General features: G+C 60.2%; 4 protein-coding genes. All 4 read left to right on the top strand.

Features of this window, described 5'->3' with window-relative positions; translation table 11 throughout:
- The first annotated feature begins 15 nt into the window (after positions 1-15).
- The 4 genes from AAF143_RS08200 (at position 16) to AAF143_RS08185 (ending at position 15,515) form a co-directional block, all read left to right on the top strand.
- Positions 16-4,038, top strand: a complete 4,023-nt coding sequence (locus AAF143_RS08200; RefSeq protein ID WP_414026772.1) for a hypothetical protein — start codon at positions 16-18, stop codon at positions 4,036-4,038.
- 56 nt (positions 4,039-4,094) lie between these two features.
- On the top strand, positions 4,095-5,441 hold the full coding sequence (locus AAF143_RS08195) for a hypothetical protein (RefSeq protein ID WP_414026771.1): 1,347 nt from the start codon (positions 4,095-4,097) through the stop codon (positions 5,439-5,441).
- 2 nt (positions 5,442-5,443) lie between these two features.
- Entirely contained in the window at positions 5,444-5,599 is a 156-nt protein-coding gene (locus AAF143_RS08190; RefSeq protein WP_414026770.1) for a hypothetical protein, read from the top strand.
- An 82-nt stretch (positions 5,600-5,681) separates the two neighbouring features.
- The gene (locus AAF143_RS08185) at positions 5,682-15,515 is read left to right on the top strand and encodes a hypothetical protein (RefSeq protein WP_414026769.1); all 9,834 of its coding nucleotides are present in this window, start codon (positions 5,682-5,684) and stop codon (positions 15,513-15,515) included.
- Positions 15,516-15,644: the final 129 nt, after the last annotated feature.

The raw sequence follows: 15,644 nt of genomic DNA, 5'->3' as shown, positions 1-15,644 counted from the left end.
TATGCGCAGGATGCATTGGCGCAAAGACTGAAGAGCAACGTCGGCGCTGTATCCACAGGGATCTCTGAAACCATTATTGACGATCTGTTTCAACCTTTGCTCGACGAGATCTCAAGCGGACTACCTCCTGCGATGGCCAGCCTTCTTGGCAAAGTGATTGAGCCGCTCAAAGCCACGCTCACCAAAGCCATCAATTCCTACCTCGGTGGAGCCATCGATGATGCCATCCAGCAGGTGGCCGGCACGCTGTCAACAACAATCACCTCCACAACCGATCGGCTCGCCGCAACCATCAGCGCCAAGATTGATGCTGCACTCATCCCTGTTCTCAACCGCATCCAGCTGAAGCTGGATGGTCTCTACAACCGCTTTGATGCCCAGCTGGCTCCTGTCCTGGATGGTCTGGAAAGCTTCGCTGGCCTTCAATTCTCCGACGACTTCCGCACGGTGTCGGGGATGGACGTGGAAGTCACCAAACTGGGGATCGGCGGCGCCGATCTGTTTGTTGGCCTGCCGGGCGTGGATAGCGATGAGATCGGGGATCTCTTTGCGGGAGACAACCTGGGAGAACGCCTACGCGATCTCGGTGCCATCGGCCTCTACGGCTCCAATGTCAATCTCGCCCTCGGCATCTTCAAGCCCCTGGTCAGCGAGCAGCTGCCCACCTTCACGGCGATGAGCCTACAGATCGATGAAGCCGGCTTCACTGATGGTGGCGCAGGCATCCTCGACTTGGATGTCCAAGACATTGTGGTCAACCTGAACCTCGGAGGCGCTCTGGTTCCTGGGGCGAGCGCTCTGCTCAATAACTCCACGATCAACTTCGTCGCGAGCGCGGAAGCCAATCTGCGGGACGATGGAACCTATGCGGATGGCTGGACAGCAGATGGCTATACCATCGAAACTGCGGTGGATACCGGGGACGACACAGTTGAAACCAGTACCACGCTCGGCTTCGAAAGCGAACTGATCAGCGCCAGTGTGGGTGAAGCCAGAGCCCAGATCGCCAACTTCGTCTACCTCAAAGGCAGTCTCGCCTTTGAAATGGGGCGCACCCAGACCGTCGAACTCACCGGCGGCCTCGCGTCAGGTGCGATCGACGCCGCGATTGATGCGGCAGAAGAACTGGGCTTTGGCGGTGATCTGCTGACCACACTGGCCGCCAACGTGACAGGGCCCAAGACCCTGTCGTTCATGACGATCGGAGGTTCTTTGAATGCCTTCGTGGGCATTGTTGGTGATCCCGATGATTTTATCGATAACTTCGATGGCACCAGAGAGAGTCTCGGCGAAGGATCCGTCGGTCTGCTGATCAACAATCTCGATGTTGGCATGGCCTTCATGAGGCCTGAATTGAAGCTGGATCCCTCGAAGTATTTCGCCCTCAAGGGCAGTGCTTCAGGAATCAGCCTTGAAGGAATTGAGGGTGTCACGGTTGATGCCGACAACCTCCTGATTGAGGTCAACCAATCAACGCCAAGCATTTATGGTGTTCCGATCTTCCCCGTCGTTGACTTTGCCGGCACCGACCAGTTCGCCAGCGAAGAAGATGCCTTGTTTGGCGGCGCCGACCGGGTGATCACCCTCGGGGAACTCAAAGCATTCGTCGGCTCTGCATCGATTGCCTCGCTCAGCAGTGATTCACGCGCAGGCAACACTGTCGTCAATCATGAAGACCTCCTCACCTACCTGGATGGCGATCTCGACGGCATGATCAGTCTGGCTGAAGCAGCCCAGCTGCTGGGTGGCGGCGACAATGGCCTTGATCTTGCCACGGCAATCGATCTCGATGAAGACGGCAAGATTGATCCACTGGGCTATGAAGTGAAGACAGGCACGGGTACGGCACCGGTCTACCTGAGCATGGATTCCGCCCTGGTGCGAGCCCAGGGCATGCTGAACCTGGATGTGCTGGGGATTGTCACCCTCAGGGGCAACTTCGCCTTCGAACTCGGTCCCACCCAGGATGTGACCATCCGGGATGTGAACGGCAATCTGGCTCCAGACCCCGTCAATGTCACCACCATGACGGTGGGCGCCTCCGATGTGTTCGGCTTCATCGGTTGGGATGGGCCCTACTTCAATGACGACGGTTCCATCAATCCCAATGCCAGTGGCCTGGCGCTGAACAACCTCAATGTGGGCCTCTTCGTTGGAGTGTCCACGGATCTGAGCAATCCAGCGGCCTATGCAGCGCTTGACTTCTCGCTTGATTCACTGCAGACCGTCGGCGCGCTCAAGCCGATCATTGATTTGGATGTCTATCTCTCCGCCAAGATCAATCTAGGCGTGGGCGTCAACGGGAGTGGTGCCAGCGTCGGCGCGATTGATTTCAAAGAGAGCGCGCGTAATTACTACGAAAACAACAACGACACCTACGGCGACTACTGGTCTGAGCAAGGATTCCTGGTCAACACAGGCAACCCCGATTCGCCCATCGTTCTTGGCTTCGAGGAGTTCCAGATCGATGTGGAGATGGTGGGTTCGCTCACCGTCAAGGCCGGTTCCACCAAGCTGGCCGAAATGCAGGGGGTCTTCTTCCTGGAAGTTGATAACGAAGGCTTTGCCCTTTTCGCCAGCGTGGATGTGCGCGTAGGCCCAGACATCGGCAAGAGCAGCAGCCCCCTTGTAGCCATCAGCGCCCTGGGCGCTGTTGTGATCAACAACCAGGGCTTTGCGGCAGACCTCGATATCGATATCGGTCTGAATCTATCGGTGATCGATCTGGATGTTTCCGCCAGACTGCTGATCAACACAACAGGCGTAACCCAGACAATTACACTGCCTGACACCATCATCAGCAGGCTTGAGGCCAATGAGGATGCCGGCAACATCCTTGCGGGCAACCTGCTCGATCGCCTGGGTGGAAGCAACAACAATCAATACAGTATCGATGGACGCAAGCCCATCATCGTGGGTAGTGACGGCATACCGAAAACCAGCACCATCAGCAAGCTGCTCAACGGTGGTGTTCTCAGCGCATCGGAATATGCCCGGACGCCCTCTCCCTATATCACTGCCGTACTTTCCGGTAGCGTGACCTTTGCCGGCTTTGCCGAGGCGCAGATCACGGGAGGGATTGGGATTGATGCCAACAGCGTTGAGCTATTTGCCGATCTGAGCTTCTCTATCGGCACGCAAGGTATCTCGCTTGATTTCGAAGCCAAGGGTGCCATCTCCATCGATCGCTCCGGCATTGCCCTGACCGCAGCCGTGACGCTCAAAGCTGACGTCACATCAATGCTCAGTCTTGAGGCAGCAGGCTCCTTACTGATCAATACGAAAGGCCCTGTTGATATCTTCAAGCTCAGCATGAAAGGAGATCTCACCATTGCCAAGGTGGTCTCCATTGGTGGTGACTTCAACATTGAAATCGGCGCAGGCGGGGAAGGCACCTGGCGGATCGGGGCCAATCTCTACGGCAACCTCGGTCCGATCAACATCACGGCCGGTGGCTGGATTCAATCCGATGGTCAGTTCAGCATTTCCGTGAGTGGAGGGCTGTACTTCGGCATCCCGGGCTTCTCGATTTCAGGCCAGGTGTTCGGCTCCGTCTCCCTGATCAAGAGTGGCACCAACTATCTCTATTCTGAAGACGATACCTACACGCTCTCCGTCCAGGTTGGAGGACGGGTCAGGCTGGAGATCGTCGGCATCGGCATCGGCGCCTCCGTCACCCTCGGCGGCACTGCAGTCTTTGGCCCGTCCTCGACAACGCTGAGCCTCTACGCGCGGGGTTGTGTTGATCTGTTCTTTGATGAAGTCTGCGGGGGCGGCACCATTGCCAGCATCAGCATTCCTGGAAGCATCTTCCCCACCCCGCCGCCCAGGTTGGCCAAGGTGGAAGGTGGCGTCCTCAATCTCAACGCTGGCGCGCGCAGCACCCAACGTACGGTTGTTAAAAGCGAGATCAACGAGGGCTACCAACTCACTGACCTGGGGGTGGCCGAGTACTCGTTCAGGCCTTCGGCTACACGGAGTACTACAACGGAGTTTCCAGTGTTGCTGCTGACTTTGGATCCGGAAATGACAGCCTGATCCTGACCCAGGGATTTGGATTGGCGGTCAACGCAAGAGGGGGTGCCGGCAACGATGTGCTGGCCTCCGCCGGCAGCGCTCGTGTCGACTTCGATGGTGAGGGAGACAATGACATCCTCTTCGGGGGCTCGGGAAATGACACCCTGCGTGGCGGATCCGGCAATGATTACCTCGAAGGTGGCGCCGGTGCCGATCGGATCGAAGCCGGCGCAGACAATGACGCTATCTTCGGCGTCATCAACGATCTTCTCGGCGATTCGATCGATGCTGGGGCGGGAACTGACAAGCTCGAAGTCAAGGGAACATCGCGATCCGATCTTCTGCGCTTTGCCGGAAATGGCACCACATTGGAGATCTACAACATCCCAACCGGGCCGCAAAGCAACATGGCAACGGCATCGGGCCTGGAATCCCTGCTCATCGTTCCCGCCGACGGTGCCGACACGGTCCTTCTCGAAGACAGCGTACGAAGTGCCGTCGGCAGATTCGAGGTCAATCTGCGCGAAGACAGTAACAAACAGCTCGCTGACACCGTAAACCTGATCCAGTCAGCCTTCGCCGATCGCGTTGATGTCAATGCCAGCGTTTCTCTGGAGCCCTCCACTGTCCGGCGCCTGACGGATTTCCCTGCTCTAGCCAGCACCAACTTTGTGGACACCACCTCGGCAACCTGGGGGCTGGCGAACGGACCCACAACCAGCCTCTCGATCTCCGGGCAAGGAAGCAACGACGAATTCGTGGTCAGAGGTGGGGATGGCAATGATGTCTTCAACATCAACGCCATCAACATCAATACCCGTATCGAGGGCCAAGCCGATGCGGACACCTTCACAGTGGGCAGCAATGCATCGACGACCAACAGCAATGGGGCGCTGACAGGCATCAAGGCCAACCTGGCCGTTGATGGTGGCAGTCAGCCAGTCGACCTCCTCACGATTGACAAGAGCGGTGACAGCACCAACAACCTCGGCACGATCGCCAGCACGGGTTCTGCCGCAGGTCTCAGCGGCTTCGGCATCGCCGGCGGCAGGCAGATCAGCTTCGCCGCCCTTGGCCAGGTGAACCTCAACCTGGGCAGCGGCGCTGACGACCTCACGATCCAAGGCAGCCATGCCTCGGTGCAGCAGATCAGCATCGATGGCCGTGCGGGCGCCGATCAGTTCAACGTCCGGGCCATCGCCGCCGCCGTCACGATCCAGGGCGGAGAGGGCGTCGATCGCTTCAACGTAGGCAGCAACGCCACCACAAGCACGAACAGCGGAGGCACTTTGAATGCCATCGCCGCCCTGCTCACCCTCCAGGGGGCGGCGGCACAGGCGAGCGCGACTCACTGCTGGTGGATGAAACCGGAGATGCCACCGCTAACAGCGGTGCGCTCAGCCGCGACAGCATCACTGGACTAGGCATGGGTGGCTCGATCACCTACCTGACCCTCGAAGATCTCACCCTCTCTCTGGGCAGCGGCGGCAACACCTTCACGGTTCAGAGCACCCACTCCGGCACTCCGCGCAAAACCACCTCTCTCCAGCGGCAGCACTGGCGATCAGGTCACCATCGTTGACGCTGCTGACGATCTCACCGTCTTCGGCCAGCAGGGTGCCGACACCATCAACCTCCAGGGTGCCGACAGCGGCAGTTCGGTCGTGGTCAACGGAGACGCCGACAACGACACGGTGAACCTTGCGGCCAGCCTTGATCTCACCGCTGGAACGGTCACCGTCAACACCGGCGACGGTGAAGACACCACCAACATCCGCGGCATCGGTGGCACCACCACGGTGAACGCCGGGGCCAACGACGACATCATCAATGTGTTCGCCACCGGCACCGGCGGGACCGGCACAGCGACCCAGCTCACCCTCAGGGGCGATCAGGGTGCCGATGTGGTCAACATCCAGACCCTCAACGACGTCACCCTCGTGCAGGCGGGCAATGATTCGGACACCATCAACGTGGGCAACCAGGCCGCAGGCACCCTCGCCAGCCGCAGCGCGAACGGAGGCGGCAACGTGCAGGGAATCCGGGCCAATCTCACGATCAACGGCGATCTGCCCACCAGCGGCAGCGACCATCTCAACGTGGACAACACCGGTGATAGCGCCGATCGCAGCGGCACCCTCACCTCCACCACGCTCTCAGGCCTCGACATGGGGGGAACGATCACCTACGGAACCATCGAGCACCTGCTGATCAGCCTCGGCAGCGGCAGCGACACGTTCACCATTGAAAGCACCCACAAAACCAGCGATCCTGCGGCGCTCGCCATCGGCTTCCAGAAGGACACCACCCTGCGCAGCGGCGGCGGTGACGACCAGGTGGTGATCAACAGCGCTGACGACCTCCTCGTGGTGGAAGGCCAGGCCGACAACGACACGATCACGGTCAACGGCACCAACAACGGCAGCAACAGCACCTTGCGCGGTGATGGCGGCAATGACACGTTCAACATCCGCGCCATGAACGGAACGGTGCTGGCGGAAGGAGGCACCGGAAGCGATACCACCAATGTGGGAAACCTGGCCCCTGCGCGGCCAACTGCCGATGGCGCCACTGCGCCCACGGGCGTCATCACAGCCATCAATGGCTTGCTCACCGTTGATGGGGGCAACGACGATGCCTCCAGCGATCAACTCAATGTCGACGACTCCGCCGCCGCTAATGCCAAGTCAGCAATCCTGGATCAAATCGACACCAGCAGATTCAGCCTGAGGGGCATGGAGCTGGAGCAGGGCATCAACTACCTCAATCTCGAGACGTTCAACCTCTGGATGGGTGCCGCTGGGGATCACCTGCTCGTCAATGCCACCCACGGCACGACCACCAACGTCTTCAGCGCCGCAGGAGCGGATCAGATCCAGATCAACGACGCCGATGGCCAACTGACGATCTACGCCGAAGCCGGCGACGACGTCATCGGTGTGCGCGGAACTGGCTTGGGCAGCACGGTCACGATCTACGGCCAGGCCGGCAGTGATCAGATTCACATCAGCGATTACGGCAAAACCGATAACAACAAGCTGGATCTTGCCACTGCCACCCTGCTGCCCGCTGCCTATCCAGGCGGTCTGCAGGGGCCAGGCATCGGTGGCATCGCCACCCCGGTGGCCTCCAGGATCGGCCAGGTGGATGGGGTGCAGGGCTTGGTGGTGATCGATGGTGGAGCCGCCGCGAACGAGAGCGACGTGCTCTTGATCGACGATTCCGGCAACACCACCGCCAAAGCCGCCACCCTCACCAGCAACAGCCTGCGCGGCCTGGGCCTCGGCGCAGGACTTGACTACACCCATCTCGAAAGCCTCAAGCTCTCGATGGGCACCGGGGCCGATGTGCTGTTGATCGACAGCACCCACCAAGCCAGCACTGAGGTGTTTGGCGGCGATGGCACAGAAGCCACCAACCGCCGGGATGACACGATCGCGATCAACACAATCGGCGGTCTCACCACCATCCACGGCCAGGCCGGCAACGACGTGGTGGAAGTCAATGTGCAGGGGGATCCGAGCGGAGGCATCTTCACGCGCACCAACAGCAATGGCCTGGCGGCCCTGCTCAATCTGCACGGTGAATCGGGTTCCGACCTCACCACCGTGAACCTGGCCGGCACGGGCAGCGCCCTGGTGAATGTGTTTGACAACGGCGCACCCGACAGCGGCGTCGACGCGCTGATCATCAACGGCACCGAAGAGGCCGACACCTTCCTGGGGCGCCAGAACTTCGTGGCCCTCCTCAATGGCTTGACCAGCCAGGGCTTCACCAACGCCGAACGGGTCAACTACGACAAGAACATCAACGCCCGCCTACGGATCAATGGCCTGGGCGGTGACGACAAGATCGTGATGGATGACAACAGCTCGATCACCACCCTCGATGGCGGCGAAGGAGCAGACACCTTCCAGATCGGCCAGATCTTCGGCACCCTTAGGGATGCCAGGGCCGGGGTTCAACCGGGAGACAGTTTTGATGTCACCCCCGTGATCATCGGTCTGATCCGCGATCCCGAAACAAACGAGATCATCTTCAATCCCGTCGGCTTTGACCCCGTCACCGACGTGCTATCTGCAGAAACGAGGCAGAAAATCATTGACGCCATTGCGGCCAGTGGAGATCAACCCCTACAAGGCATCGCCTACGTCAGCAGGGGTGTCAGCTATGCCACCACCATCTTTGGCGGAGACGGCAACGACACCTTCAACGTCTATCGCAATGAAGGCACTCTTCGCATGGAGGGTGAAGACGACAACGACACCTTTGTGATTCGTGCCTTCGTTACCATCGATACAACGGACAAGCAAGGCGAGAGCGAAGTCAAGGGCGGTGATGGCGAAGACTCCATCACCTATGCCATTAATGCCCCCGTGAACATTGATGGCGGAGCGGGCTTCGATACCGTCGTCGTGCTTGGCACCCCCTTCAATGACAGCTTTGTTGTCACCCGCGATGGCATCTTCGGTGCCGGCCTCAATGTGCGCTTCGAGAACATTGAGCAAGCTGAGCTCGATGCCCTCGAGGGCGATGACAAGATCTTCATCCTCAGCACCAATGAAGATGTGGTCACCAAGATCATCGGCGGCCTGGGTAGCGATCAGATTCAGGTCATGGGCGATGTGACCGCCCCAATCGTGAGTGCCGAACTTCAGGCGATTTCGGGCCTGATCACCCACACCTTCAGCAGCACGGATTCCAGCTACGCCACCGTGGGCGCCCCCGGCGTAGACACCCTGGTGAGCACCCCCTCCACCGGGGCTCTGGTGTCAATCGAGCAGGCCACCCAACCGCTGCTGGTGAGCGAAGCCGGCCTGCTCTCCGGCTACAGCATCCGCCTGCTGGAGAAGCCCAAGGCCGGGGAACCCGTCTATCTCACGGTGTCCGCAGGCCCCACCAGCACAGCCGATCAGGCCATTGGTGGCCGCAGCCTCCTGCTGCGCCGCAAGGGTGTGGGCACATTCACCAGCGCCCTTGTGCTCAGCTTCGATGACGACAACTGGAATCAGGCCGTCGAGCTTGAAATCCAGGCCGAAAACGACAGCGCCCCTGAAGGCGAGCGCATTGCCCTGATCAGCCACAGCATCATCAGCCTGGATCAGCGCTTTGACGGCCTGGCTCTCAAGGACGTCTACATCAAAATCATCGACAACGACAAGGCCGGGCTCGACATTCGCCCGCTCGATGCCGACCACTCCGGCTTCAGCGGCACCACCACCGAGGTGCTGGAAGGAGCCAATGGATTCACGGATCAATACTCCGTCAGCCTCACCGCAGCCCCGAAAGTTGGAGAAACCGTCACGGTGACCCTGAACAACGGCATCTTCACGTCAACGAACACCAACACCCTGATCTTCACAAGCGCTGACTGGGATACGGCCCAGACCGTCACGGTCTCAGGCGTGGAGAACAGTAAGCAGGATGGCAAGAAAGCCACCAAGATCAAGCACACCCTCTCCTCAGTGACGGGAGATGGCAGTGACGCTGGCAACTACGCCAACATCGCCGCCTCCTTTGATCTCGATGTCACGGTCTACGACGACGACGTGGCTCAGCTCATCGTTCAGGAAAGCGACGGCTTCACCGCCGTCAACACAGGCACGAATGGTGGTGATGCCTACCGGGTACGGCTCACCAAGCTGCCTACGCAGACCGTGAATCTAAAGGTGGAGACCGATACCACCACGATCATCCAAGGCGCAGTTGCAGACCCCTACAGCACAACGATCAGCTTTGACTCCAGCACCTACAAGCAGTGGAGCATGGTCGGCATTAACGCCAATCCCACACTCTCGCTATCGGCGGAAGCGCGCAGCCTCAAGAAATTTGCCACCCGTGACCAAAATCTCGACCAGATTCAGGGCGCCTTGGTCATCGAGGGTGGTCGATCGGACATCGACCGCAGCTTCGCCGCGCCAGTTCTGCTCCCGGGAGAAACAAATGTTCCAAGCAAAGTCGAGCTGCTCAACACCAATGAATGGGATGACATCGATTCACTCACCATCTTCCACACCGACAACAGCGATGCTGATACCGGCAAGCTGAGCTACCGCACCCAGACTGATCAATCACAGAACCTCTCCAACCCTGGGCTCGCCTTGACAGGCCTGGGGATGGGAGACGACATCCGGGTGAATGAAGGCACGGATGAAAATCCAGTTTGGCGTTACTACGGCGGCGGCATCACATTCAACGGCTTTGAAACCACCGACATCCTTCTCGGCAAGGGGAATGAAACCCTGATCGTGGAGACCACGGCTGATCGGGACGAGGCCACTCGCGATGAAGTCAACACCGATTTGTTGAACGATCCACGCTCGATCATGGCGATCCATGGCGGCGGTGGCGACGACACCATCACCATCAACGACCGCGGTGAAGGTGCACTGATTGTCTATGGAGACAGCTCCCAAGATCGCCTGCGCTACAACAATTCCACGGGTGCGGCGTCTGCCAGTGGCACCAGCTTCAACAACCCAGGTAACGACCGGATCGATGCCTCAGCCATGCAAGCCAAGGCTGATGGCTACGTGGGGCTCGTAATCGATGGTGGCGAAGGCAACGACAACATCAAAGGCAGCCAGGGAGCCGACCAACTCACGGGCAATTCCGGTGACGATGGGGTGGACGGCCAAGCCGGCGACGACCACATCTATGGCGATGCTGCCTTCAATCTGAACCTGAGACTGTTCGCCGAAGATCAACAACCCAACCGCAAAGTCCAAAACTATGGGCTCAGCAATGATGCGGCCATGTTCACGGTGCTCACCAGCCCAGAGCCTGGTTCTGACAACCTCTTGGGCGGAGATGGCCAAGACGTGATCCTGGCCGACCAGGGCATCCTCACCCTGGCGGCGGGCGTCCGCCGCATCAATACCACCGCGGAGGTGGAGCGCATCGAAACCAGCGTGGAAGGCAAAGGTGGCAGCGACACCATCAATGGCGGCGGTGGTGACGACATCGCCCTGGGGGGCTTTGGCGCCGACACGATTGCGCTCGGAGCTGGCAATGACATCGCCCTCGGCGACAACGGCGAGCTGATCTACGACCTGGCCAACCAACAGGATCCGGCCACACTCAAAGCCGTGCGCACGACATATGTGTACAAGGGTGGCGACGATGTCATCACTGGCAACGCCGGCGATGACATCTTGATCGGCGGATTCGGCAACGACCAGCTGTTCGGCGGCAATGGTTCAGCCGGCGCTGCGCTTAGCGGCAGCTTCATCGATGCAGACCTGTTGATTGGCGACAACGCTGAACTTCTCGACGTTCAGACGCTGTCAACCCTGCGGGCCGCGTCAATCACAACCACCGACGTTGCAAACGAGACCGGCGGTGACGACATCATCGAAGGCAACGAAGATGACGACATCATCCTTGGCGGCGTTGGTCATGATGTGATCGACGGCAACGCCGGTCGCGACCACATCCTGGGCGACCAAGGTGTGCTCACCAGCCGCGCGGCGGGCGTGAGCACCAACCCACGCTTCCGCAGCCTGGCGGGCAGCCAGCTCTACGAAACAACGGGCCCATCAGCTGGTCAGTCCGTGCTGACGCTGACCGAGTATTCCGGTCCGAGCGGCGACGTTCCGAAGTGGAGCAACTGGACCACGACGATTGGTGATGGCCAAGGTGGCCTGTTCGGCAACGACTACATCGCCGGCGGCGCCGGCAACGACCAGATCTTCGGCCAGAGCGGCGACGACAGGATCCAGGGCGACGGCTCCATCGCCAGCCGGGTGGCGGGCAGCGGAGTCGACTACCAGCGCGATGCAGCGGGCCTTGTCTCAGTCAACGTGGCGTCGTTCGAGGCTGCCAGCGACGGTGATGACTACATCGAAGGCAATGCCGGCAACGATCTGATCTACGGCAACCTCGGCCAAGACGACATCATCGGCGGGAGTTCCAACCTGTTCGGTCTGAGCGCGAGCAGCCAGCGCACCGACGGCGCCGACCGCCTCTTTGGCGGTGCCGGCACCGACACAGCCCGCAATGACCTCGGCGACCACACCGTTAACAACGGTCACGCCCTCGATGCCGACGCCATCGTCGGCGACAACGGAACCATCTTCCGAATCGTCGGTGCCGGCGGCACGGCCAACGCCGCACAGACGCTCAACTTCAACTACGACGACTACAACTCAGCTACCGGTTCGGCCAACAAAATCGTCGTGCGCTCGATCCAGCTGCTCGACTACACGCCAGGCGGCTCAGATTTCAATGCAGAAACATCCAATGACCTCGGTGCGGCCGACGAACTGCATGGCGAATCCGGTGACGACTTCCTCTATGCCGGCAAGGGCAACGATGTGATCTTCGGCGAAGGCCAGGATGATGACATCGTTGGCGGCTACGGCAACGACTGGATCAGCGGCGGCACGGGCGACGACGGCGTGATCGGTGACGACGGGCGCCTCTTCACCAGCCGCAACGGCAAACCTGAGCCCTTGAATGGGGTGATGGTGGCGGTGACACCAGCCGTGATCGCTACCGGCGGCAACATGCAGCAGGCAACGATCAACATTGCCGGCCAACTCAAGAAGGCCGTCGACCTGAGCCCGTTCAGTCAGGACCCAAACTGGAAGGCAACGGCTGATGAATTCGCGCTACCAAACGCCGGTGGCGTGGGCCAATCACGGCACACCAGCGACGACATCATCTTCGGTGGCTGGGGCAATGATTTTCTGCACGGCGGTTCGGGCGATGACGCCATCAGTGGCGCGGAAGCACTGCAGCTGGCCTGGACCCAGCTCTACGGCATGGATGGCAAGACGGTGGGCGCACCGATCCGCATCGACTACGAACGCCCCTTCAACCCCGGTGATGCGCTTTCGTTTAACCCCAGCGACCTCAACGGCACGAAGGCCAGTGCCCTGCGGGCGGGCGAATTCGCTCTCTACGACGAGTACAACCCCTTGGCGAAGATTTCAGTCAATGGCGGCGAGTTCTTCCTGAACTTCGCCGCCAATGAGGGACCGAAGTCGACCCTGGATGCAGCCCGCCAAACCGATGGCGACGACAAGATCTTTGGCGATCTGGGCAACGATTGGCTGATCGGTGGCAGTGGTCGCGACAATCTCTACGGAGGCTGGGGCAACGACCTGCTCAATGTCGACGACGACCTGGCCACAATTACACCCGACACCAGCGCGAGTTACGAAGACCGTGCCTTCGGCGGCGCTGGCCGCGATGTGATGATCGCTAACACCGGTGGCGATCGACTGATCGACTGGACGGGGGAATACAACAGCTACCTGGTGCCGTTCTCGCCCTATGGGGCCGCCACGATCAGCCGCAGCCTGCAGCCGAGACTGATTGACTTCCTGTACGCGCTCTCACGCAGTGACGGCGCAGACTTCACCCGCGCCACCGACAACCCCGGCGGCGACCCAGCTCGCAACGGCGAACCCTGGGGCGAACTGGGTCTGGTGCTGCAGAAGGATGCTGCCTGGGGCGACCAGCACGGTGGGCCCGCCGATCCGCAGCCAGGCAACAGCGGCGGTGCGCGCGACGTGCTGCGCACGGCCAACTTCAACAGCACGGCCTCACAGGGCTTCACGCCTCAAGTCGGTACCTTCGCGGTCGTGAACAACCGCTACGAGGTGGCACCCGCCACAGCTTTTGGCGATGCCATCAGCCTGTTCAACCAGTCTGATGTCGAGATTCCGGGCGTCTTTGAGATGCAGGCAACCATCAATGCACTCAAGCCCACGGGCGGCAACAAGGCCAATGCCTACTTGATCTTTGACTGGCAGAGCAACGACAACTTCAAGTTCGCCGGCATCAACATCTCAACCAACAAGCTCGAAATCGGGCATTACTCAGCGGGCACCTGGTTCGTAGACAACCAGACCAATGCCCAATTGAAGGCAGGCACTGACTACGTGGTGCTGCTGTCCGTCAGCGGCACGGCCGTCAAGCTCACACAGGGCATCACCTCGGTCAGCTACACCTTTGCCGCCCGCATCGATTCGTTCGGCCTGCGGCACAGCATCAACGACGGCGTGGTTGGCATCGCCTCGACGGGTGGCACCAAGGCACAGATCGATGACGTCGTCGTGCAGTCGCCGCCGAAGACGATCACACTCGATAAGACTGTCGACTTCAGCAGCACCAGCCCAGCCAGCCAACTGTTCACCCAGCCCAAGAACACCACCGGAGCCTGGGCCACAAGCAGCGGGCGCTTCAACGGCACGGCCGCTAGCGCCGCTGCGCCGGCCGTCAACCTGATCGGTACCTTGATCACTCCGGGGTCGCTGCTGGACATCACCACGACCTTGAAGACAGGCGGCCAGGGTGGAATCGTCTTCGATTACCACGGACCGACGTACTACAAGTTCGTCACCCTCTCCGCAGACACCAATCAGCTCCTGATCGGCTACGTCAAGAACGGAACCACGGTCATCGTCCGCAGCGTCTCCATCTCGGTTTCGGCAAGCAAGGATTACAACCTCGGTGTCTCCCTACGGGGCAACGTGGTCAATGCGTCGATCAATGGCGCCGTGGTGGCGAGCACAATCTTCAACGAAACGCTCACTGACGGCGGCTATGGCCTGATCAGCCTCAAAGGCGCGACGTCCGCTCAGACCTCATTCGACCTGGTTCGCCTCAAAACTGACGATGCCGCCTATGGCCAACCCGCGGCGGGCCTGGTGGCGGCCAGCGCCGCACCGGCATCCGTGGCCACCGCCACGGCCCGCCTTACGCAGCCAACGCAGGCGGACCTTGATGGTCTCGTGGCCGAAGCCAAGCGGCGCATCGCGCTGATGGGGCTCGATGCGGCTGCCTTGGCACGCCTAGAGACGGTGACCGTGCAACTGGATGACCTGGAGGGCCTCTCGCTCGGAGCCGAACAGGGCAATGTCATCAAGATTGACTGGAACGCCGCCGGATTTGGTTGGTTCGTCGACGCCACTCCCACCAACGACCAGGAGTTCCGTTTCATCGACGGCATTCTCCAGGCAACGTCAGGCGCCGCCACGGGTCACATGGATCTGCTCAGCGTCATCAGCCATGAACTTGGCCACTACGCGGGGCTGGAGCATGCCGAGTCGGGCTTCATGGCCATGTCTCTCGAAGCCGGCGTCAGAACGGTCATGGGCTCTCCTGTGCTGGCTCCAGGACCCGGCACAAGCTCCGCCTTGACTCCATCGCCAACCATGGATCAATCGGTGAGTCGTGCGGTCGCTGGAGCCGAATGGTCGATGACACTTGCTCCACCCCCAAAAAAGGGATCAAGCTTGGAGATCGGGCCCTGGGTTGCACCGGCAGTCCCACTGAAAGGATCGCCCGCGAGCGCCATTGATACGGCGATCCAGCCCCTGAACATCCCGATCCAACCTCTCGACAGCAAGCCTGCAGCGGAGGCCCTCTCTGGCATCCCAAGGAAACGCTCGAGCAGCAACTCCAGTGGATTGTTCGAGATCCTCTCAAAAGGAGCGGGAGCGCTCCAAAAGGCCAAGCAAGCCCTCAACAAAATGCTGACTGATTAGAAATTTTTACGCATCCTTGCGGGGACCTGTGCACTTCAATCAAACCAACTTCCCCAAACGGGTTACCAGCTCTTGTCGCGTTAGACGCGGCACGATCGCGCCCAAATCAGTTACCCTTGGCAATTAAAT

The sequence above is a fragment of the Cyanobium sp. ATX-6F1 genome, assembly GCF_047395825.1.
Classification (GTDB): domain Bacteria; phylum Cyanobacteriota; class Cyanobacteriia; order PCC-6307; family Cyanobiaceae; genus ATX-6F1.
This window is presented reverse-complemented; position numbering and strand designations above follow the sequence as displayed.